Raw genomic sequence first — 21,775 nt, 5'->3', positions numbered from 1 at the left:
TGGCGGGTTACGGGATCATCGCCAGCACATACGCTACCGCCAGCAGATCGGCGCTACCGCCGGGGCTTAAATGTCGCGCAATCAACGCCTGATCCATTTGGCGTAAATCATCTTTCTCCCATCCGGTGGCTAATAGCTGCTGCGCATAAGCCTGCACATAACGCAGCCCCGCCAGGCCGCCGCGCGACACCAGGTTGCTGTCGCGGTTAACCGCCATCAGCCTGAGCAGCGCGTGCTGCAAGCGCCGCTCCCCCTGCTCCTGCTGCCAGAAGGGCAACACCGCACGGCGCACGGTAATAAACCCCTGCTCCGCCTCGCCGCGCGCGCCGGTCAGGCCATAGTCGCGAAACTGCTTTTCCCCGGCCGTGATCGCCTGCGCCCGCCCGGCAAGCTCGCGCGCCACCAGCCCGCGGCAAATCGCGCTTACCTCATCACAAAGCGCATCCGCGCTCAGTTGCCAATCCAGCCTCCGCAGCCGCCCGGCCGCAAACGACAGCAGCCCGAGTGAGAAGATGCCGCCTTTATGGGTGTTCACTCCGTGGGTGGCGGCAAACATCGCCTGCTCACAAGCAATCCCCATCGGTCGAATCAGCCGTAACTGCGCCGCCGCCGGTTTATGGGCATTATCAAAACCCGCCTGCTCGAAGCGGGCAAACCACGGCGTAATGGCGTCGATACTGGCGAGAAACAGCGCGTAATCCATATCGCGGTGCGCGCCGCTGTTTGCCCTGTCCACCAGCCCCGGCTTCGGGGTGAGATCCAGCTCCATGCGCAGCGCCCGCGCCGCCAGCGCAGGCACAAAAGCCACCACGGGTTTAGTCGCGGGTAAACCAGCCATTGATCAGCTCCTCAACGCGGCTCACTACCTCATCCAGCGGATGACGGCGGGAGCGGGCGCAGCTGTGCGCCGGTTCATCGCACACCAGACAGCGGCGGGTGCTGCGATCCAGTGAATGGCGGCCAACCTGGCCGTTTTGCGGGCAGAAGATATCAAAATCCCACAGCCTGCCGAGCGGATGGGTCTGCTCCAGCTCAATGCACTGCGCTTTCAACTCCGCCGCCGGATGGGCCACGCACCACATCGCTTCTGCCCCGGTTGGCAGCCAGAGCACCTGGCGGTCGAGCATCTGCCAGCCGCGCTGCCACAGCATCTGGTCGCAGGCCTGTAACGCCACGCCCATAGTGTTGCGATAGCGCATCGTATCTTTCACCGCGCCCGGGGTAACCAGCGTCAGGGAGATAATCGGTTGTTGATAGTGGCGAAGCCAGTCAGCCTGCCGCGCGGCGCGGTTCTCTTTCGCCGCCAGCAGCGCCTCCAGGCTGACACCGGTACGCTCGGGAGTCATCGTGGTCATAGCTCCTCCTCTTTTACCTGGCGCACAACGTCAATCACGCTGCCGTCGCGATAGCGGATCACCCCGACAATCCGGTCGGTAAAGGCGATCGGTTTTGGCTCGCCGGTAAGCGAAATCGCCCGCTGATAGAGCGTCTCGATATCGACCACTTTCAGCCCTGCCGCCACTAAACGTTCGCGAACTTCCGGGCGCGCCGGGTTGACCGCAATGCCGTGGTCGGTGACCAGCACGTCAATGCTCTCCCCCGGCGTCAGGCGGGTGGTCACGCGCTTCACCACCGTCGGAATGCGGCTGCGCAGCAGTGGGGCAACCACAATGGTCAGATTTGCCGCCGCTGCCACATCGCAGTGGCCGCCGGACGCGCCGCGCATCACGCCATCCGAACCGGTAATCACGTTGACGTTAAAATCGATATCGATCTCCAGCGCGCTGAGGATCACCACGTCCAGCTGGTCGCAGCTTGCCGCTTTACCGCCGGGGTTGGCGTAAACGTTGGTCGAGATCTCCACATGATTGGGATTACGGCGTAGCGAAGCCGCCGCTTCGCCGTCAAAGCACTGGGTATCGAGCAGCTTCTCAACCAGCCCCTTCTCATGCAGTTCGACCAGGCTGCCGGTAATGCCGCCGAGGGCGAAACGGGCTTTTACGCCGTGGCGCTCCATCTTCTCGGCCATAAAGCGGGTCGCCGCAGTCGATGCCGCACCGGAGCCGGTCTGCATTGAAAAGCCGTCGCGGAAGTAACCGGAGTGCTCAATCACATCCGCCGCATAGCGGGCAATCATCAACTCTCTTGGGTTGCTAGTGACGCGCGCGGCACCGACGCTGATTTTCGCCGGATCGCCCACGCTCTCCACTTTGACAATCAGATCCACCCGATCCTGGCTCAAACTGGCGGGCATATTGGGAAACGGCACCACTTCTTCGGTCAGCAGCACCACTTTATCGGCAAATTCAGCGTCAACCATCGCGTAGCCGAGCGAGCCGCAGCAGGATCTCCCCTGCGTACCGTTGGCGTTACCGAAGGCATCGCTGCACGGCACGCCGAGAAAGGCGACATCGATCCTCAGCTCGCCATCCTGCAACAGTTTTACCCGCCCGCCGTGGGAGTGGATCTGCACAGGCTCCTTCATCAGCCCGTGGGAGATGGCATCCGCCAGCTTGCCGCGCATGCCGGAGGTGTAAATTTTGCCGATCACGCCGCTCTGAATATGCTCAATCAGCTCATCGTTACAGGTCATCAGCGAACTGGAGGCGAGGGTCAGGTTTTTGAAGCCGAGGCGCGCAAGGGTTGCCACCACGGTATTGATCACCCGGTCGCCTTCGCGAAAGGCGTGATGGAAAGAGATGGTCATACCATCGCGCAGGCCGCTGCGCGCAATCGCCTCTTCCAGCGAGGCGCAGAGTTTACGGTTTAGCCTGGCGTCATCATCCGCCAGCCACGGCGTGGCGCTGTGAGCGGTATCGAAGGGTTTTAATTCACGCAGATGGGGAAAGTTGACGTGAAGCAGCTCGGTTTGGTTCATGGTTTTCTCCTTAACGACGCACGCCGGACGCCGCCGCGCGTTCCAGCACCATCTGCGCATGGTTAATAATGGGGGCGTCGATCATTTTGCCGTTCAGGGAGACGACGCCAAGGCCGTTGCGCTCCCCCTCCTCTGCCGCTTCAATCACGACTTTGGCGTGATCGACCTCCTGCTGCGTCGGCGCATAGGCGTTATGCAGCAGGTCAATCTGGCGCGGGTTAATCAGCGATTTGCCGTTAAAGCCCATCTTGCGCACCAGCTCCACTTCGCGCATGAACCCGGCTTCATCATTGACGTCTGACCACACCACGTCGAAAGCGTCGATACCGGCAGCGCGGGCGGCGTGCAGCACCGCGCAGCGCGCATAGAAGAGTTCGGTGCCGTCGCCGCGCTCGGTCTGCATATCCATTACGTAATCGAAGGCCGCCAGCGCAATACCGATCAGCCGCTGCGAACTGCGGGCAATTGCCACGGCGTTAATCACGCCAATCGCCGACTCAATCGCCGCCATCACGCGGGTTGATCCCACTTCCCGCCCGCAGGCAAGCTCGATGCGCTCCAGGTGACGTTCGAGTTCGTAAATATCCTCCGGGCTGTCGGTTTTCGGCAGGCGTACCACATCAACGCCGGCGCGCACTACCGCTTCGAGATCCGGCAGGCCAAACGGGGTATTCAGCGGGTTGATGCGTACCACGGTTTCAATATCCTGATACATCGGATGTTGCAGAGCATGAAAGACCAGCAGGCGCGCGGTGTCTTTCTCGCGTAGCGCCACCGCATCTTCGAGGTCAAACATGATTGAATCGGGGCGGTAGATAAAGGCGGTGGAAAGCATGGCGGCGTTAGCGCCCGGCAGAAACAGCATGCTACGACGAAGTTTTTTCACAACAATGTCCCCCACGCGATCTCCTTCTCTTCCGCAGCGCGCAACAAGGCGCTTTGCAGACGGGCGCGGATCACGCAATCCAGCGCGCCTTTATCTTCAATGATGATTAAGCCCTGGCGGATCTCCATCGCGCGCAGCGTCTCATTCACCACGCGGCGGATCTGATCGCCAAACTGCTTGATCACTTCACTGCGCACCACCACCTCCAGCTCACCGTCGGTAGGGGCGATTTTCACCATCAGGTCGCTGGATTCGAGGGTTCCCGCCAGCGCCTCCCGTACAATTTTCATAGTTATTAGTCCTGATTTTTAAGCGACTTCCACGCTGTAATGAGCTTCAAGGTGCGCGAAAGTGGTATCCGGTACGATTTCCCGAATGCGGGAAAACTGGTGTGTTTTTAATAAACGGCGCACTTCGGACGCCGAAATCGCCGTGCCTGCGGCTTTAATGCGTGGGATCTCCACCACCTCAACCGCGCCCGCCAGCATCTGGTGCATGGTGTTGTTGTACTGGCGGGTCACCGCGCAAAAGGGTTCGCTGCCAATAAAGCGGTGGGTAATGCCGAGCGCCGGGGCGATGTGGTTACGAAAGATCAGCAGGTCGATTTCGCTCCACGCCTGCTGCACTTTGCCGGTCTCTTTCAGAAAGTAGGCCGGAAAGGTGGCGCGGGAGATGATGTACTGTGAGCCCTCATGCACCGTGACATTTGCCAGATGCGCCACGCCCGCTTTCACCATCTTCAGCCGCGCGGCGAAGGGGAAAAACGAGGCATCTTCGCGCACCACAAACAGATGCAGGGCATCGCAGGCTTTTGCCGCCTGCTCCACCAGATGGCGGTGGCCGAGGGTAAAGGGGTTGGCGTTCATGACGATGGCGCCAATGCGCTTACCCGCCAGCCGCTTTGCCCGCAGCGAGCGGCAGTAGCGCTCAATGCCCGACGGCGTGTTCTCCATCAGCACCGCATTATTGCCGCTCTGGACGATGGGCCAGAAGCCGCTGTGCTGAAAGCGCTCCCGGTTGCAGGGGCGCGTGCAGAGAAAGAGGTGGAAGTGGCCGCGCGCCAGCGCCAGGTTCTCCACTTCCGCCAGCAGCCGGGCGCTGAGGTTTTCGCCGCGAAGCTGCGCATCAACCGCCACGCATTTGATGACGTTCGCGGCAAGGCCTGCACACCCCACCAGTTGCTCTCCCGACCAGGCTTCAACGAAGGTCGTGATGTCGCTGTCCATGCCTAATCCGCTGTCGGCTAACAGCGAGCGGATGCGCTCAAGCCGGGGCGTGTTACCGTTGACTTCCGCAATGCGGAAGTCGATGGAGGGTCGTGTGTGCATCAGATGGCCTTCGTCCTTAGTGCGCTGCCGCCAGCGCCTGCTCCGGCGCTTCCACGATCACATTGCTGAGATGCCCGATCTTCTCGATCTCCACTTCGATGCGATCGCCCGCCTTCATAAACAGCGGCGGGGTGCGCTTTTTCCCGACGCCCCCCGGTGAACCGGTGATGATCACATCGCCCGGCGTCAGGCTGGTGAAGGTGCTGATGTATTCGATAAGCTCGGCAACTTTGTGGATCATGCTGGCGGTGGTGTCATCCTGCACCATACGGCCATTGAGCCAGGTGCGGATGGCGAGTGTGTGCGGGTCGGGGATCTCATCGGCGGTGGTCATCCACGGGCCAAATGCCCCGGTCTGCCGCCAGTTTTTCCCGGCGGTAAACCAGCTGTGCTGCCAGTCCCGCGCGGAGCCATCCATATAGCAGCTGTAACCCGCCACATGGCTTAAGGCCGTTTCGCGGGCAATATTCTCCCCGCCTTTACCGATAATCACCGCCAGTTCGCCTTCGTAATCGAACTCGCTGGAGTGGCGCGGTTTCACCACCGGCGCGTTATGGCCGGTTTGCGAATCGGCGAAGCGCACAAACAGCGTCGGTGCCGGGTTGTGCTGGTCGAACTCTTTGCGCTTTTCGGCGTAGTTCATCCCGACACAGAGGATTTTCCCCGGGTTATCAATCACCGGCAGAAAGGCGATCTCATCGAAACGTAGATCGGCGGCTTCTTCGCTGTAGCGCGCGGCCTGCGCCAGACCATCGTCGGCGGCGAGCAGCGCTTTTAAATCAGCGTAGCGGTCACCCAGGCGCTGGCCGAGGTTGACGATGCCTTCCGCGCTGACGATGCCGTAGCTGCGGATACCCTGGTGAACAAAGCTTGCGAGTTTCATATCAGTTCCTGTAATTCCTGAATCAGACGAGGAAGTTGCCGAGCACCAGCAGCGAGATGGAGACGTTAATTGCCCCACCGATGCGGGTAGCGATCTGTGCGAACGGCATCAGGCTCATACGGTTACCTGCGGTAAGAATGGCGACGTCGCCGGTGCCGCCCTGCCCGCTCTGGCAGCAGGAGACGATGGCGACATCAATCGGGTGCATACCGATCTTTTTACCGACGAAGAAGCCGGTCGCGACCAGCGCGGAGACGGTGCTGACAATCACCAGGAGGTTGTTGATGGTGAAGGCGTGAACCAGCTCTTCCCACGGCGTAATAGCCACGCCAACGGCGAAGAGGATCGGGTAAGTGACCGAGGTCTGGAAGAATTTGTAGACCACCTGCGAACCTTCCAGCAGGCGCGGCGAGACGCCGTGGGCGAGCTTAATCAGCACTGCGACAAACAGCATGCCGACCGGTGCGGGCAGGCCAATCAGTTTGTGGCCGAGCATACCGATCATATAGAGCAGCACGGCGAGCAGCGCGCCTGCAGCAATGGTCGTGACATCGGTTTTACCGGAGAAGGCCGGGGTCGCAGAGGCCGGTTCGTCGCCGTTACTGCGGTTAGGCATCAGCTGGCCTTCACCGGTCAGGTGCGGGAAGCGTTTACCGAGCTGGTTCAGGCAGCCGGAGATAATGATCGCTGTCAGCCCGCCGAGCATCACCATCGGCAGCACGCGCCCCAGCGCAACGCCCTGATCCATATGCAGCAGCGTGGCGTAACCAATCGACAGCGGGATCGCGCCTTCGCCCACACCGCCTGCCATGATCGGCAGAATGATAAAGAAGAAGACCTGGAACGGCTCCATGCCGAGCGCCATGCCAACGCCCATGCCGACCAGCATGCCGACGATTTCACCGCACAGCATCGGGAAGAAGATGCGCAGGAAGCCCTGAATGAGCGTGGTGCGATTCATGCTCATAATGCTGCCGACAATAATGCAGCAGATGTAGAGATAGAGAATGTTGGTCGATTTGTAGAACTTGGTGGTGGACTCGACCACCACATCCGGCAGCAGGCCGTAATAGACCATTGCCGAGGGGATAAAGGTGGCGCAAATCGCCGCCGCACCCAGCTTGCCAACAATCGGCAGCCGCTTACCAAACTCGCCGCAGGCGAAGCCAAAGAAGGCCAGCGTAGCGACCATGACTACGATATCGCTCGGCAATTTACCGCCCAGGCAGTCGACGGCAATTAATGCCCCCGCCAGCAGAAACAGCGGCAGCGGAATAATCCCGACTTTCCAGCTATCCATAATGTGCCACCACTTATCTTTCAGTGATGTCTTATCAAGCGTTCGCGACTTTCCGGGTACAGAGAATGAATCGTCAGTTGTGCTCATAATTAAGCCCCTTCGTTATTTTGTGCTTACAGCGTAGTGGGCTAAATACGCACTTTATGTGAGGGCAAGCATAATAAAACCAGAGTTTTTAAGGCATCTATGGTTTTTATGGTTTCTTCTATTTTGCGTGAGCCGGCTCTTATTTATTGCCGTGGTTTTTATGGTTTTTTTAAAAGGAAATACAACTTAATAACAAATCGTAACAGGAGGTTGTAACGGCTTGTTTTTCAACAGCAACATGCGCTGTGTAAGGGATCACAAGTTTCCCGCAAACTGCTCACGCATAGTGGGAAAAGTGGTACATTGAGCCTTTCCTTATTGCTGCGCGTGTCGTTATGAAAGTCTCCTTTCAAATCAAACTGTTTATCTCGCTGGTGCTTTTCTTCTCCGGCCTGTTCGTCCTGCTGGGCGTTTATTATTACAAGGACGTCGGCCGCCAGCTCTATCAGGAGATGAGCGCACGCGCGAAAATACAGGCGGAAGAGATCGCGATTATTCCGAATTTACGCCGTTCCGTTGCCGATAAGAATATTCCAGCCATTAATCAGTTTATGCATAAAGTGGTTTCCCACAGCGACGCCAGCTTTATTGTGATTGGTGATAATAAAGGCCTGCACCTATTTCACTCCGTACATGAAGATGTGGTGGGAAAAACGCTGGTCGGCGGCGATAACGCGGAAGTATTACAGGGCAAAAGCACCACCACTATTCGCAAAGGCGGGCTGGGCATTTCGCTACGCAGTAAAGCGCCGATTTTTGATGATAATGGCCGGGTGATTGGCATTGTCTCGGTTGGGTATCTGACCAGCTATCTGGATGCCATCACCCTCGGCAAAGTGATTAATATTTTTATTGCCGCCGTGCTGCTGCTCGTCGCGCTGTTTGTCTTCTCCTGGTTTTTTACCCGCAGCATTAAAAAGCAGATCTTCTCCCTTGAGCCGCGCGAGATTGGCCTGCTGGTGCGCCAGCAGAAGGCGATGATGGAGTCGATCTACGAAGGGGTGATTGCCATTGATAGCGAGTCACGCATTGAAGTGATCAACCAGGCGGCGCGTAAGCTGCTCGGGCTGAGCCAGCCGACCCGCGCCCTGCGGGGCCATGCGATTAGCGATGTGATTGCGCCGGTGCCCTTTTTTGCCGCCGGGACGATGCTGGAGAGCGACACCCATGATGAGATTTGCCGCTTCAACCACCTGACGGTGATCGCCAGCCGGGTGCGCATTATGCTCGAAGATAGCCTGCAAGGGTGGGTGATCACCTTTCGCGATCGCAATGAGATCGACAGCCTGAGCGCGCAGTTAAGCCAGGTGAAGCGCTATGCCGACAACCTGCGCATTATGCGCCACGAGCAGCTTAACCGCATGACCACCCTTTCCGGCCTGCTGCATATGGAGCGTTACGACGAAGCGGTGAACTATATTCAGGCCCAGTCGGAACACGCTCAGGAGCTGCTGGACTTTATCTCTTCGCGCTTCACCTCGCCGACCATTTGCGGCCTGCTGCTGGGCAAAGCGGCGCGCGCGCGGGAGAAGGGCGTGGAGCTAAACTTCGATCCTTTAAGCCACATGGATCGCCCATGCCGGGGGCTGGCGGAAGCGGAGCTGATCTCCATCATCGGCAACCTGCTGGATAACGCCATTGAAGCGACCCAGCGCGCCACCCTGCCGCACGATCCGGTTGATGTACTGATCCTGCTTAACGAGCGGGAGCTGATCATTGAAGTGGCGGATCGCGGCATTGGGATCGATCCGGCGATTGCCGATCGCATTTTTGAGCGCGGGGTGACCACCAAACGCCGCGGCGATCACGGCATTGGCCTCTATCTGATCGCCAGCTATGTCACCCAGGCGGGCGGCTCGATCGAGGTCTCGGCCAACGCCCCGCGCGGTACGGTCTTTTCTCTGTTTATACCTGAAACGGGCAGCGCGCAGCGCCCCGTCGCCACCGTGGATGAGATGTATGCAACATGAACCGATAGACGTGCTGATCGTCGAAGATGAAGAGACGCTGGCGCAGCTCAACGCTGAACTGGTGAGTAAACATCCGCGCCTGCGGCTGGTGGGGATGGCGTCATCGCTGGCGGAAGCGAAAACACTTCTTAGCCAGCGACAGCCGCAGCTCATCCTGCTGGATAACTACCTGCCGGATGGCAAAGGCATCACGCTGATTAGCGACCCCGAGATTATCAACGCTAACTGTTCGGTGATCTTTATTACCGCCGCCAGCGATATGGACACCTGTAGCCAGGCGATCCGCAACGGTGCTTTCGACTACATTCTCAAACCGGTGTCGTGGAAGCGCTTAAGCCAGTCGCTGGAGCGCTTTGTGCAGTTCACCGAGCAGCAGAGGGTGTGGAAGATTGTCGACCAGCAGAACGTCGACACCCTCTATCAGTTGCAGTCGAAAAATTACCGCCAGGATAACGGCAGCAAAGGGATTGAAGAGAGCACGCTGGCGCTGGTGCAGAAGCTGTTCGCCGACGACGAGGCGCGCTGTTTTTCCGTTGATGAGGTGGTAAGCGAAACGGGGCTGAGCAAAACCACCACCCGTCGCTACCTTGAACACTGTGTCGAAGCGGGCTTTCTGGCGGTGGAGATGCAGTATGGCAAGATTGGTCACCCGCGGCGCATTTACCGCCGTGCGGCCGCCTGAGAAGCATCCCAGGCGGCACGGTGATTACTTCAGTACGTAGCCGTAAAGGCGCTTGATGCCATCGGCATCGGTTTCCGAGTAGACGCCCTGTAGCTCCGGCGAAAAGCCGGGCAGCAGGTTAACCCCCTCCTCCAGCGCGAGGAAGTAGCGCTGCACCGCTCCACCCCACACTTCACCCGGCACCACACAGAGCACGCCCGGCGGATAGGGCAACGCGCCCTCTGCCGCAATGCGCCCTTCCGCCTCGCTGATGCGCACCAGCTCGACGTTGCCGCGAATAAACTCGCTGTTGGCATCTTGCGGATTCATCGCCACCGCCGGGAAGCTCTCTTTGCGGAACATCGCTTTTTGCAGATCTTTAACGTCAAAGCTGACGTAGAGATCGTGCATCTCCTGGCATAGCTCGCGCAGGGTGTAATCGCGGTAGCGCACCGGGTACTTGTTAAAGATGGTCGGCAGCACGTCGGCCAGCGGCGTGTCATCTTCAATATGCTGCTCAAACTGGGCGATCATCGCCACCAGCTGCGCCATCTTCTCTGCGCTTTCGGCAGGCGTCAGCAGGAAGAGGATCGAGTTGAGATCGCACTTCTCCGGCACAATGCCGTTTTCACGCAGATAGTGCGCCAGAATGGTCGCCGGAATGCCGAAATCGGTGTATTCACCCGTTTCCGCATCAATGCCCGGCGTGGTCAGCAGCAACTTGCAGGGATCGACAAAGTATTGATCCTGGGCGTAGCCGGCAAAACCGTGCCACTTGTCGCCCGGCTCAAAGCTGAAGAAGCGCCGCTTGCGGGCGATAAGCTCGGTAGGATGATCCTGCCACGGGCGACCGCCGATCACCGGCGGCACAAAGGGCTGGATCATTTTGCAGTTGGCGATGATCGCTTTGCGCGCCTCAATGCCCAGCTCTACGCACTCGGCCCACAGCCTGCGCCCGCTCTCGCCCTGGTGAATTTTGGCGTTGATATCCAGCGCGGCAAACAGCGGATAAAACGGGCTGGTGGAGGCGTGCAGCATAAAAGCGTTATTCAGCCGCTTGTGCGGGCAGAAGCGCGCCTGGCCGCGCAGGTGGTTATCTTTTTTGTGGATCTGCGAGGTTTGCGAGAAGCCCGCCTGCTGCTTATGCACCGACTGGGTGACGAAGATCCCCGGATCGTTCTCATTCAGATCGAGCAGCAGCGGCGAGCAGTCGGCCATCATCGGGATAAACTGCTCATAACCGACCCACGCCGAATCAAACAGGATGTAGTCGCACAGGTGGCCGATCTTATCGATCACCTGGCGGGCGTTGTAGATCGTGCCGTCATAAGTACCAAGCTGGATCACCGCCAGGCGGAACGGGCGCGGCTGTTTGGCCTTATCGGGCGCGACATCGTTAATTAATGTGCGCAGATAAGTTTCATCAAAACAGTGATCGTCAATGCCGCCGATAAAGCCAAACGGATTGCGCGCCGCTTCCAGATAGACCGGCGTCGCCCCGGCCTGAATCAGCGCGCCGTGGTGGTTGGATTTATGGTTATTACGATCGAAGAGCACCAGATCGCCGCGCGTCAGCAACGCATTGGTCACCACTTTATTAGCAGCGGAGGTGCCGTTAAGCACAAAGTAGGTTTTGTCGGCGTTAAACACTTTGGCGGCAAACTTCTGCGCGTGCTTGGCGGAGCCTTCGTGGATCAGCAAATCGCCAAGTTTCACGTCGGCGTTACACATATCGGCGCGAAAGACGTTCTCACCGAAAAAGTCATAAAACTGGCGGCCTGCCGGGTGCTTTTTAAAGAATGCGCCGTGCTGGTGGCCGGGACAGGCGAAGGTGCTGTTCTTCATCTCGACATATTGACGCAGCGTATCGAAGAACGGCGGCAGCAGCGTCGCTTCATAATCACAGGCGGCGGCTTCCAGCTCCAGCCACTCCTGATCGCGCCCGCTAATCACCGCCGTCACGCCTTCGGGCGCGGTAACCGGTTCGCGGGAGAAGAGAAAGACCGGCAGATTAAAACCAGTGCGTTTGAGCAGCGCGAGAATGCCGCTGCGGCTCTCCGCTACCGTCATGACGACTGCCGCCACATCCGTGAAATCGGTACTCTCAAGGGAGATCACCTCGCGGTGGGTTGAGAGTGTGGAGAGCAGCTCGCGGCTGACGGCAATTTTCAGTGAGTTCATAAGCACGAATACCCGTTTCAGGGGAGTAAAAAGCCCCGGACGAAGCGGTGGCTTCGCCCAACGAAAATGTCTGGCTGGGATCAGCTCCGGACGCCAGACATCAGTAAAAGCAGAAAACCGCTGATCTTACTGTTGTCCTGCGGTGAGCGTGCGCTACCCTCACCGCATGGTGAGAAAGAGTGACGATAAGCGGGGGCGAATGGCCTTGGCACGGGCGTGAAACGCAGTGTCAGCGGCTGAAATGTACAGCATCAGGCGGCCCCGTCAGATGGATGAAAATTCGCGCAATCATGTCATTTTTAACCCGCAGGCGCAACCTGGGTGGCACTTCGCCGCGCATAAAAATGCTATGGTATGCGCCTTCTTATTCATTTTTATGGCACTTCAGGAGTGTGAACGTGCTGACAGGTCCTTTTATTAACGCGGCTGCCGTGCTGATCGGCGGCACGCTCGGTGCGCTGATGAGCCACCGTTTACCGGAGCGCGTGCGCTCATCAATGCCCTCCATTTTTGGCCTCGCTTCGCTGGGCATCGGCATTTTACTGGTGGTCAAATGCGTCAACCTGCCGGTGATGGTGCTGGCGACGCTACTCGGCACACTTATCGGCGAGCTCTGTTATGTTGAGCGCGGCATCGGCGGCGGCGTTAACGCCCTGCGCAAGCTGGCGCAGAAGCGCAAGGCGGTTGAGTCAGCGTCCAGCGCCCATGAGTCGTTTATTCAGAGCCTGGTGGCGATCATTATTCTTTTTTGCGCCAGCGGGACCGGGATTTTCGGCGCCATGCGCGAAGGGATGACCGGCGATCCCAGCATTCTGATTGCTAAAGCGTTTCTCGATTTCTTTACCGCGCTGATCTTTGCCACCTCGCTCGGTTTCGCCGTGGCGATCATCTCGGTTCCGATGCTGATTATTCAGTTGACGCTCGCCACCTGCGCGACGCTGATTCTGCCGCTCACCACACCGGCGATGATGGGGGATTTTACCGCCGTCGGCGGGATCCTGCTGCTGGCGACCGGGCTGCGCATCTGCGGGATAAAGATGTTTGCCGTGGCGAATATGCTGCCGGCGCTGGTGCTGGCGATGCCGATTTCCGCCCTCTGGACGGCCTTTTTTGCCTGAGTGCGCGTGCAATGGGCAGAAAGTGGTGATAGATTGTGCACTCTGTGACGAAATGAAGAAATTTCGTTGACGGAGCGAATTGAATCAGGTTTAATGCGCCCCGTTGCCCGGATAGCTCAGTCGGTAGAGCAGGGGATTGAAAATCCCCGTGTCCTTGGTTCGATTCCGAGTCCGGGCACCACTATTTAAAGAACCCGCCCAAAAGGCGGGTTTTTGCTTTTCTACGGTTCCGGTAGATTTCTGGTCGTGATGGCCGCTAATGACACTTCCCTGTTCCTTCTCTCCAGCATGAGCATTTCTCTTTAGCTACTCCCTGCCCTTCCGGTCACAGTGTCGTTGTCAGTTCAGCTTCAAACGGACAGTAAACACTATGTCAAACTTGTATACCTCTTTGATAGACTCATCACAGCAAGGCAGAATCCGGTCTTTGTCCGGTCTAGGATAGGAAAGTATCATCGCTTGATTCTGATATGTGCAAAACACTACCGCACGGTAGGTTTGCTCAATCCCTCACAATCCCGGAAAGAATTCCCGACGTTGTTCACTGTTCTCAATAAAATTTGTTATGAGCACTCCTTCAACCAACTTTTCCCAGCCACTGCTAAGCCTTCAGTAAGTGATATTGAGGCTATCGCTGGATAGATCCGTTGAACTCACAGCCATAAGCGGACATTTTACGCCATTGTTTAGATAGACAATTTTACAAGGCCACTGGAATGCCTCCCCCCGAAAGTACTAGGACATTTTTATATCCTTAATAAACCTCAATAGGAGCCACACAATCTCTACATTACATGCAGTACTATTCGTTTGTATTATTCAAATGAAGTTAATAAAATCAGTTAATTATAGGCAGATTGTAAATCGAATATGTGTAATTTAATCAATTAAACCAGTGTACTCACAAAATATGAGCGAAGAATAGCGGCTAGCTGATGCCGTTTCTGACGCTCATAAATCTCTCACTGTTTTCATGCCGCATAAAGGTAACCAATGAAATCCGAGACACTAACCGTCCAGCAAATATTCCAGGATCGCCGACAATATTGCGTTCCCTTCTACCAGCGAGCTTATGTATGGACACAACGAAATCAGTGGACTGCTTTGCTGGAAGATATAACCGAAAAAGCACAGATCCGGCTCTCGGGTACAAAACCAACTCCCCATTTTCTTGGCGCGGTAGTGCTGGAACCACAACTCAAGAACGGCTTGATGGGTGTGGACACTCTGCACATTATCGATGGTCAGCAACGACTGACTACGCTTCAATATATTCTGGCGTCCATCCGACTGGCCTTGCGTGCAACTGGCCTTTCCGATTTAGAGATGCTAGTGCTGCCTTGCTTGCAAAACACAAACGAAGCAACAATGCGAAATAAAGAGGTCGAACGCTTCAAGCTGTGGCCAACATTTCGCGATCAAGCTCACTTTATTCAAAGTCTTAACGTTGATAATGTCGATGACCTCCGTAAGCTTTTCTCTGATAGCTTTACATTGCATGGCACACTGCGTAAGCATTTCAGCCATCCTCCGTCACTGGAGGCGCTGTGGTTCTTTAGTGGCAACTTTATCAAGTGGATTCGCCCGGAGGGTCACTCCTTACAACAAAATGCAGAGGCGTTGATTGAAGCTGTCATGGCAGACCTGAAACTGGTCAGCATATCTCTTGAGGCAGAAGACGACGCTCAAATCATTTTTGAAACGTTAAATGGCCGGGGCGCTGAACTTCATGCGACGGACCTCATTCGCAACTATATTTTTATGCGCGCTGAACATGATGGCATCAATGCCGCTACGTTGTATGAAAATAACTGGAAACCCTTTGAAGATTCGTACTGGACTGAAAAACAACGCCGTGGTCGTATAAACAAACCTCGCCTAGAGTGGCTAATTCACGCAACACTGCAAGCAGAAAAGCAACGTGAAGTAGACCTTTCTCGCCTTTACAATGAATATCGGGACTATGTAACTAAGGGCTCGCCTTCACACCGAGCCGATCAGCAGGTTGAACTCCTCAATAGATATGCTCTTCAATACAAAGAACTGATCGGTGGTTTGGGCACAACTCCTATCGCGTGCCTTGGTCGACGCATCTCAGCCTATGACGTGACCACGATTTATCCTCTTGCATTGCTCATTTCAGTTGCTGACATCTCTGATGCTGAAAAGACAACCATGTACAACGATCTTGTCTCGTATGTGGTACGAAGAGCGGTGTGTGGCCTGACGCCCAAGAACTATAACAACGTCTTTATGAATGTCGTGCGTCACTTAGCTAAAACCGGCATTTCCAGTATTGAGTTACGCAGCACCCTTAATAGCTTAAATGGTGAGGCCTCCCGTTGGCCAACTGACTCAGAATTCCTCAATGCTTGCACCTCTGCACGACTTTACCCTGGCAGGCTTGATGCGCAGAAGATGCGCTCAATGCTAACCGAGCTTGAGGGGGAACTTCGTCGCTCGGTGAAAACTGAGGAGCCAGTTGTTCCAAACCTTTCCAGTCTCGATATTGATCACCTCATGCCTCAAAACTGGTACTCCCATTGGCCTCTCGAAAATGGGCATACCGTGACAAATTCAGACGCGACGTCAGTGAATCAGATAGTTCTGGCCGGCGCTGAGCTTACACACGAGCAGCAACTTGTCTGGAAACGGCAACAAGCTATCGCAACGCTGGGAAATCTAACCTTGCTCAACCTCAGCGTGAATCGTTCGGCCCAACACTCTGCGTTCCTTAAGAAACGGGATGGTCTTATTACCCATACCAGCCTGCGCTTGAACGTGCCACTGATCGCTATGGATAAATGGGATGAGGAGCAAATTCTCGCCCGAAGCGAGTTGCTGGGGAATGCTGCACTGAGAATGTGGGCGAAAGGCGATTAATAAACTGATTCTGGCGGCATTATATAAGGTACAACATTATTAGCATTTTGATGTATCGACAACATAGCTAGTCCACTGCGATTAGAACCATAATGACATTGAGTTGAGAAATACAAAAATGACTTTATTAGAGAAATTATTATCAAAAGGATATTTTCCTAAAGAGGCTCTATCTCCTTTCTCTACGGAAAAATATGCACGAGCAATTGCTAATGGATACGATAATCTACCTCCATTATTTAGAACCGGAAAATTCATAAGTAAGTGTGCCATTCATAATATCTCCAGAAAAGGAACACTACGGAGAAAGCTCGGGATACCAAATCCCGTCAACTTCTTTAGATTAAGTGAAACAATAACTGAAAACTGGCACGACATACTCGAATGCGCAAGTAAATCAACAATATCGTTGACAACTCCAGACACTGCTAGTAATGGCAACAGAGCATTTAATCCAAGGTGTTCACTAAATGAACTGCCAGACATCCATGCAAAACTTAGAAGTAAGCATAAATACATACTTAAAACAGATATAAGCAGATTTTACCATTCGATCTATACTCATAGCATTGCATGGACTTACCATACAAAAGACATTGCAAAAAAAAACAGAAGTAATGGTTTATTTGGGAATTTATTAGATAAGCATTTACAAGATTCGCAAGATGGACAAACAATAGGAATCCCTATTGGTCCAGACACATCACTCATCATTGCAGAGTCTCTGTTAGCAAATATTGATCTTAAGCTTAGTGAAAAAGGAATTAGCAGTGGCTTACGATATATAGATGATTATTTCTTAGGATTTAATACAATTGGGGAAGCAGAATCTGCATTAACAACAATGCAGGAACTGTTAAACGAATATGAGTTAGCATTGAACCCCTTGAAAACGGAAATCATACAACTACCGATTGAATTCGAGCCATTAGCAATTTCAGAACTAAGAGCATTCTCCTTTAGAGATACAATTGGAGGTCAGAAATCAGATTTAATCCATTACTTCAACATAGCATTCAAGGCAGCAAAAGATTTACCAACGGAATCAATATTAAAATATGCAGTATCAAGAACATTTGAAGTGAATGTTACCACTGAAAACTACCCAGTCTTTGAAAACTTTATATTGCAATGCGTTACAGCTGATAGCAGCACATTGAAATACACCGTCAATCAGCTTATAAAATATAAAAGAATAGGTTATATTCAGAACATTGAAAATATTTCTCATATTTTGAAGCAATTATCAATAACTGAAAGCTCACTTGGCCATGGAAACGAGGTTGCTTATTGCTTATGGCTTTATTTGGTACTAGGTATATCTGTACCAGAAGTCGTTGTTAAAAATGTAGTGCCAATGAGAGATCCATTTGTTGCAATTTTATTATGCGATTGCTGGCAAAAAGGGCTCATGAACTTCATACCTGACTTCTCTATTTATGAAGAAATGATGGTTATGGAAGAACTGTCAGGCGATATGTGGATGTTTGTCTATGAGATGCTTGCAAAAGAATGGTTTCAACCAATATCGAACCAAAACCCGATTAGTCAAAATGAGTGTTATAGGTTCCTGTTGAATTCAGGTGTTTTTTTCTATAATGAACATCTCTCATCAACTATTACGGCCGAAAGTCCAATTGATACAGATGGCTCGGTTGAGGGATTGAGTGGTTGAAATTAGAAAGCACCTTTAAATAATTAACCCCTCCTCTTAATTTAAAATTAGGGGGGTGTGTTTAAATATACTTATGATCTTACTAACATAATCGCATATCAGTTCAGTTTTATCATTAAATTCAGAACAGCCAGCGAAAAGATAAAGCATGGTCTTCTTGTTAACTTTGGTAAACACATAGTGAAGTTGATTTCATCACTTTGCGCATCCGCAATGCGATTCTACCAGAATGAAAAACACAAGCTTCGCCGTCAGCTTTTCAGATGCATAAATAACGTAACCGACACAGAAAACGACCCGTTTTAGAATATGACATTATAATAACGACCAGTCAATGCAATATATTTGACTGGTCTATTTTTCAATCTAAAATTCCAATTATTATATTTACTTATAAATTATAGACAAAAGAAACCATCAAGAAAGTATATCCAAAGATAAAACGCCAATTTCTCTTGAGAACGAAAATGATATTTCTGTTACGCCTGAATTTCTTTATTTTACCTAAACGATAAATAAGCATCTCTCTTTCTTTTTCAGGAATATTATCTTTCATGATCTTTCCTAAAATCACCCTCTCTGACTTAACAAATGAATACTTTCGCTGAAGAACTTTGAGCTTACCAGTAAAAAATAAAATTGTAAGAATGAATGCCAACATTTGGAATAAGTGGTTAGGTATCCCCCAGCAACCAATAGTTGTAAGCAATAACCATTCTGCCACAGAGTCTTTTTGTAGATCCTTCCACCATTGATTCATATCTCTGGCGTAAAATCTTATCTCTTTTTTGATGCTGTAGTAATCACTGTCTTTAATTTCCATTTAATTACATCACCAATTAAAATTATTGAGTCGGTTCATGCAGGTCTTGTATTAGCTCCTCTGCATCAAAACCATCTAAATACTCTCTTCTAAGCTTTAGTTTATTAAGCAAATAATTATTAGACAACTCGAACTCTGAGAATATAGTACCCCAAGTTTTAACATATCCTTTTATACGACCATTTTTCACATCAAACACTAAGCCTGGTTCATTTCGTGCTTCCGCAGTTTCTAACGCAGCACCAATTTCAAAATCAGAGCTGGATATTTTTCTGCCAACAAGAATCAACTCAAACCTCATATTTTCCATCGAAAAACCAGGGTGTTGAAGGATTATTTTTGCGTAATCTTTCAATTGCTTAAGATGTTTTTCATTTAAAGAAACACTCGGTTTTTTTATCTCTATAATCGTACATTGGAAGTAGCTTTCACCACGGCCATTAAACTCAACTCGTCGTCTTGCAAGAAAGAGATCTACCTGTCTGCGGACTCCATCAATATCCAGTCCATCAGCAAGATCATTTTGATCAAAATCATCTGATGTAAGCGTATCTATGCCCTTAACGTGATTTCTCAAATTATAGGCTATTCTCTGAAAATCATCTTCCTCAGCACCTAACATGGTATATTTATTGCCGAATAACCATGTATTATTCTCGATGACAAGTTGTAGGTCAGGTGTTTCTCTTACCTTATCATAATGACTTACTACAACTTCCTTTAATTTCTGAACAGCAGACTCTCTACGCTGCAAAACTTCAATAGTAGAAACTATATTCTGAAGTGATGTTTTCTCTATTTGAGATTGTAATTCACACAGGCTTTTATGATCTAATTCAAGGATGCTTTCTAATACATCAAAAAGCTCGCCATTTTCATTAGATACCATTAATTTATCGATAAGATGTATAAGAATCTTAGCTTGTTTGGATTTTAAATTTGAGAAGATCGATGGATCAGCATAATAAATACTACTTATTGTGTTTTTTATGGTCTGCATTCTCCATTGAGCATCCACTTCTAAAAGATTAGAATAAGATGGAAAATATCCTTTTTCTTCATACTCAAATATTTTTTCATCCACAAACTCTTTTAAGAAATTATCATAAATTTCCTTTCCTATTTTTTGAATTTCTGATTTCAATCTTCTATATTCATCAGAACTAATACTGATTTTTTGCTCGTCACTAAAATTCAAACTAGAATCATGAATATCAAAAAGCTCCACCCACTCAGAACGAGTATAGGTACTAAGATAAAAATTTGGCTTATGGTTAAAACTACTTAACTCTCGAAAAACAATTCTACCTTGATTATTAACAAGATAATTATATGATTTTTCAACACCAGGCTTACTTACCCAGCGAATAAACAAGACATTAAAGGTGAAATTATCAAATTCAATATTTTTTTCAATAGATACATTCAGCGGAACACTGATTTCAACATCATTTAGAAAAAGTTTTCTATTTTTATTTAATGACAGTCGCCAGCCGAAATTATTTTGCAGTTTCTTGATGATAGGATCATTACCAGGCAAATTTTTGGTAAAATGCCGTAAAACAACACATGTTCCATTTTGCAAATTTCTTAAGGATGCATGTTGTTCTGATTCAAGAAGTTCTACAACCTTAAAATCTCGAAGGCTTTCGCTATTTATCGTAATCTTAAAGTCGTGCCCTTGATAACGGGTAAACCAAATTGCTTCCTGGCTAAACAAATGAAAAGATAAGCGTCCCTTACCATGAGCACCTTGTAAATCATCATTTCCTTGTTTAAGGGACTCATTAAATCTTGAAAAATGTTCTTCACATTTATCAATATTAATGCCGGAACCATTATCTAACACCGATACAGATTCCAGCCCTCCAAGATCATTCCGTTTGATTTGGACATCAACCTTACTGGCTCCTGCATCGAATCCATTTGCTACTAGTTCGACAACCGCCTGCGAAGGTTCATCCTTCCAGCGAGTAAAAAGTTTCTTGATACCAGCATGAGTAATGTTTGTTGTACCGACAAACTCTCTTTTGCTCATGGGTAGTGTCCGTCCTTGAAGGTTTAGAGAACATACAATTCTAATGCCCGAAAGTTTATCATAATTCTTACGTTCAAAAAGTACCCTTCACTTCATATATTGAAAAGGTAGCATCTTGGTAGAACCATCACAGTAGAAGTTCAGACATAAGCATGGCCAATCGTTTAGAAACATACTAGCATGTGGCCGTTTTTGACCCAAAAGCAAGGGGCTTAGATAAAAACTAGCCACTTTGGCACTTTGTCTTGCTGCTTTTCACAGCAGTTTTAAAGGCATTGAAAATCCCCGTGTCCTTGGTTCGATTCAGAGTCCGGGCACCACTATTTCAAAGAAACCAGCCTACGGGCTGGTTTTTTGCTTTCTGGCGTACGGACTCTCCATCGAACTTCGTTCGATTATTCGCCGCAAGCGGCTCACCCCTTCGGGGCCAGCGCGACAAGCGCGCTGTTCAACGCCTTCGGCGTTAGTCCGGGTCCGGGCACCACTAATTCTTAACCCTCGCCTTCGGCGGGGGTTTTTCGTTTCTGGAGCATGGGCTCTTCATCAAATTTCGTTCGATTATTCGCCACACACCGCGCTTCATATTAATTAATACCTATGAGTGCATTTTAAAAATTAATATTATTCAAAAAAGGGAAATGCTATTTATTTTATCTATAGTATTTAAACATTAACGCGACAATAAAATTCTTATTTATTCACGCTATTATTAATTCACGATAAAACGTGAGATAGATCACAACAAGGAGTTCTCCCTTTTACAGCCTTCTATTACAGATTGCCTTAAAGATCTTTATTCTATAAATATTACCCTCGTTATTATTATTACAGGGGCAAGTAAATGAGCAATCCATTCGAAAATGAAAACATTACTTTTTTAGTATTAGTAAACGCAGAGAATCAGCACTCTTTATGGCCGGAATTTATGGTTGTCCCCGATGGCTGGGAGGTGGTGTGCGGGCCCGCCAGTCGCAAGGAGTGCGTTCAGTACATTGAGGAAAACTGGAAGGATATCAAGCCGAAAAGTTTACAAAATCTATAACCCCTTGTTGCCCACTCGTTAT

Annotated in this window: 17 protein-coding genes and 1 tRNA gene; 7 read left to right on the top strand and 11 right to left on the bottom strand. The window is 51.2% G+C overall.

The window, feature by feature from the left end:
• Positions 1-7 precede the first annotated feature (7 nt).
• The 8 genes from citG to ACWPW2_RS18000 are packed head-to-tail and all read right to left on the bottom strand — an operon-like array spanning position 8 to position 7,362.
• The gene (gene citG, locus ACWPW2_RS18035) at positions 8-838 is read right to left on the bottom strand and encodes a triphosphoribosyl-dephospho-CoA synthase CitG (RefSeq protein WP_454124513.1); all 831 of its coding nucleotides are present in this window, start codon (positions 836-838) and stop codon (positions 8-10) included.
• Entirely contained in the window at positions 816-1,355 is a 540-nt protein-coding gene (gene citX / locus ACWPW2_RS18030; RefSeq protein WP_454124511.1) for a citrate lyase holo-[acyl-carrier protein] synthase, read from the bottom strand. The genes citG and citX overlap by 23 nt, the downstream gene beginning before the upstream one ends.
• Positions 1,352-2,878 (bottom strand): citrate lyase subunit alpha, encoded by a 1,527-nt coding sequence (gene citF / locus ACWPW2_RS18025; RefSeq protein WP_454124509.1) that lies wholly within the window; start codon positions 2,876-2,878, stop codon positions 1,352-1,354. Before citF ends, citX begins: the two co-directional genes overlap by 4 nt.
• A 10-nt stretch (positions 2,879-2,888) precedes the next feature.
• Positions 2,889-3,764, bottom strand: coding sequence for a citrate (pro-3S)-lyase subunit beta (gene citE / locus ACWPW2_RS18020; RefSeq protein WP_128483982.1), 876 nt, complete (start codon positions 3,762-3,764; stop codon positions 2,889-2,891).
• On the bottom strand, positions 3,761-4,054 hold the full coding sequence (citD, locus tag ACWPW2_RS18015; RefSeq protein WP_313275496.1) for a citrate lyase acyl carrier protein: 294 nt from the start codon (positions 4,052-4,054) through the stop codon (positions 3,761-3,763). Before citD ends, citE begins: the two co-directional genes overlap by 4 nt.
• An 18-nt stretch (positions 4,055-4,072) precedes the next feature.
• On the bottom strand, positions 4,073-5,092 hold the full coding sequence (gene citC / locus ACWPW2_RS18010; protein ID WP_042716828.1) for a [citrate (pro-3S)-lyase] ligase: 1,020 nt from the start codon (positions 5,090-5,092) through the stop codon (positions 4,073-4,075).
• Positions 5,093-5,108: 16 nt separating this feature from the next.
• On the bottom strand, positions 5,109-5,975 hold the full coding sequence (locus tag ACWPW2_RS18005) for a fumarylacetoacetate hydrolase family protein (protein WP_454124506.1): 867 nt from the start codon (positions 5,973-5,975) through the stop codon (positions 5,109-5,111).
• Positions 5,976-5,997: 22 nt separating this feature from the next.
• Positions 5,998-7,362, bottom strand: coding sequence for a 2-hydroxycarboxylate transporter family protein (locus tag ACWPW2_RS18000; protein ID WP_454124504.1), 1,365 nt, complete (start codon positions 7,360-7,362; stop codon positions 5,998-6,000).
• A 335-nt stretch (positions 7,363-7,697) separates the two neighbouring features.
• Here ACWPW2_RS18000 and ACWPW2_RS17995 point away from each other — a divergent pair, with 335 nt between their 5' ends.
• Together ACWPW2_RS17995 and ACWPW2_RS17990 are read left to right on the top strand one after the other, a co-directional pair.
• A complete protein-coding gene (locus ACWPW2_RS17995) occupies positions 7,698-9,332 on the top strand; it encodes an ATP-binding protein (protein WP_454124502.1) in 1,635 nt (544 codons plus the stop codon).
• Positions 9,322-10,014, top strand: a complete 693-nt coding sequence (locus tag ACWPW2_RS17990; protein WP_042716834.1) for a response regulator — start codon at positions 9,322-9,324, stop codon at positions 10,012-10,014. Before ACWPW2_RS17995 ends, ACWPW2_RS17990 begins: the two co-directional genes overlap by 11 nt.
• Before the next feature lie 24 nt (positions 10,015-10,038).
• On the opposite strand, the gene ACWPW2_RS17985 is transcribed toward ACWPW2_RS17990, so the two are convergent.
• Positions 10,039-12,174 (bottom strand): ornithine decarboxylase, encoded by a 2,136-nt coding sequence (locus ACWPW2_RS17985; protein ID WP_023480980.1) that lies wholly within the window; start codon positions 12,172-12,174, stop codon positions 10,039-10,041.
• A 398-nt stretch (positions 12,175-12,572) separates the two neighbouring features.
• Here ACWPW2_RS17985 and ACWPW2_RS17980 point away from each other — a divergent pair, with 398 nt between their 5' ends.
• The 4 genes from ACWPW2_RS17980 (at position 12,573) to ACWPW2_RS17965 (ending at position 17,850) form a co-directional block, all read left to right on the top strand.
• Complete coding sequence (locus tag ACWPW2_RS17980; RefSeq protein ID WP_279794174.1) at positions 12,573-13,292, top strand: DUF554 domain-containing protein; 720 nt, start codon at positions 12,573-12,575, stop codon at positions 13,290-13,292.
• A gap of 105 nt (positions 13,293-13,397) precedes the next feature.
• Positions 13,398-13,473, top strand: a tRNA-Phe gene (locus ACWPW2_RS17975).
• 812 nt (positions 13,474-14,285) lie between these two features.
• Entirely contained in the window at positions 14,286-16,175 is a 1,890-nt protein-coding gene (locus ACWPW2_RS17970; RefSeq protein WP_454124499.1) for a DUF262 domain-containing protein, read from the top strand.
• A gap of 118 nt (positions 16,176-16,293) precedes the next feature.
• The gene (locus ACWPW2_RS17965) at positions 16,294-17,850 is read left to right on the top strand and encodes an RNA-directed DNA polymerase (RefSeq protein ID WP_454124497.1); all 1,557 of its coding nucleotides are present in this window, start codon (positions 16,294-16,296) and stop codon (positions 17,848-17,850) included.
• Positions 17,851-18,241: 391 nt separating this feature from the next.
• On the opposite strand, the gene ACWPW2_RS17960 is transcribed toward ACWPW2_RS17965, so the two are convergent.
• Together ACWPW2_RS17960 and ACWPW2_RS17955 are read right to left on the bottom strand one after the other, a co-directional pair.
• Entirely contained in the window at positions 18,242-18,673 is a 432-nt protein-coding gene (locus tag ACWPW2_RS17960; RefSeq protein WP_454124495.1) for a hypothetical protein, read from the bottom strand.
• A gap of 22 nt (positions 18,674-18,695) precedes the next feature.
• On the bottom strand, positions 18,696-20,711 hold the full coding sequence (locus ACWPW2_RS17955) for an ATP-binding protein (RefSeq protein WP_454124493.1): 2,016 nt from the start codon (positions 20,709-20,711) through the stop codon (positions 18,696-18,698).
• 841 nt (positions 20,712-21,552) lie between these two features.
• On the opposite strand from ACWPW2_RS17955, the gene ACWPW2_RS17950 reads away from it, so the two are divergent.
• A complete protein-coding gene (locus ACWPW2_RS17950; RefSeq protein ID WP_279794173.1) occupies positions 21,553-21,753 on the top strand; it encodes an MbtH family protein in 201 nt (66 codons plus the stop codon).
• The last annotated feature ends 22 nt before the right edge of the window (positions 21,754-21,775 follow it).

Source organism: Kosakonia sp. Marseille-Q7440 (assembly GCF_965119485.1).
Note: the sequence above shows the minus strand (reverse complement) of the source record. Positions and strands in the feature narration are given on the sequence as shown.

What these genes read in the sequence shown, in the direction of transcription:
- ACWPW2_RS17965 (WP_454124497.1), top strand. Translation starts at nt 16,294, where the DNA reads ATGACTTTATTAGAGAAATTATTATCAAAAGGATATTTTCCTAAAGAG.
- ACWPW2_RS17985 (WP_023480980.1), bottom strand. Translation starts at nt 12,174, where the DNA reads ATGAACTCACTGAAAATTGCCGTCAGCCGCGAGCTGCTCTCCACACTC.
- ACWPW2_RS18005 (WP_454124506.1), bottom strand. Translation starts at nt 5,975, where the DNA reads ATGAAACTCGCAAGCTTTGTTCACCAGGGTATCCGCAGCTACGGCATC.
- ACWPW2_RS17995 (WP_454124502.1), top strand. Translation starts at nt 7,698, where the DNA reads ATGAAAGTCTCCTTTCAAATCAAACTGTTTATCTCGCTGGTGCTTTTC.
- citG (WP_454124513.1), bottom strand. Translation starts at nt 838, where the DNA reads ATGGCTGGTTTACCCGCGACTAAACCCGTGGTGGCTTTTGTGCCTGCG.
- citX (WP_454124511.1), bottom strand. Translation starts at nt 1,355, where the DNA reads ATGACCACGATGACTCCCGAGCGTACCGGTGTCAGCCTGGAGGCGCTG.
- citD (WP_313275496.1), bottom strand. Translation starts at nt 4,054, where the DNA reads ATGAAAATTGTACGGGAGGCGCTGGCGGGAACCCTCGAATCCAGCGAC.
- ACWPW2_RS17960 (WP_454124495.1), bottom strand. Translation starts at nt 18,673, where the DNA reads ATGGAAATTAAAGACAGTGATTACTACAGCATCAAAAAAGAGATAAGA.
- ACWPW2_RS17955 (WP_454124493.1), bottom strand. Translation starts at nt 20,711, where the DNA reads ATGAGCAAAAGAGAGTTTGTCGGTACAACAAACATTACTCATGCTGGT.
- citF (WP_454124509.1), bottom strand. Translation starts at nt 2,878, where the DNA reads ATGAACCAAACCGAGCTGCTTCACGTCAACTTTCCCCATCTGCGTGAA.
- ACWPW2_RS18000 (WP_454124504.1), bottom strand. Translation starts at nt 7,362, where the DNA reads ATGAGCACAACTGACGATTCATTCTCTGTACCCGGAAAGTCGCGAACG.
- citC (WP_042716828.1), bottom strand. Translation starts at nt 5,092, where the DNA reads ATGCACACACGACCCTCCATCGACTTCCGCATTGCGGAAGTCAACGGT.
- ACWPW2_RS17950 (WP_279794173.1), top strand. Translation starts at nt 21,553, where the DNA reads ATGAGCAATCCATTCGAAAATGAAAACATTACTTTTTTAGTATTAGTA.
- ACWPW2_RS17990 (WP_042716834.1), top strand. Translation starts at nt 9,322, where the DNA reads ATGCAACATGAACCGATAGACGTGCTGATCGTCGAAGATGAAGAGACG.
- ACWPW2_RS17970 (WP_454124499.1), top strand. Translation starts at nt 14,286, where the DNA reads ATGAAATCCGAGACACTAACCGTCCAGCAAATATTCCAGGATCGCCGA.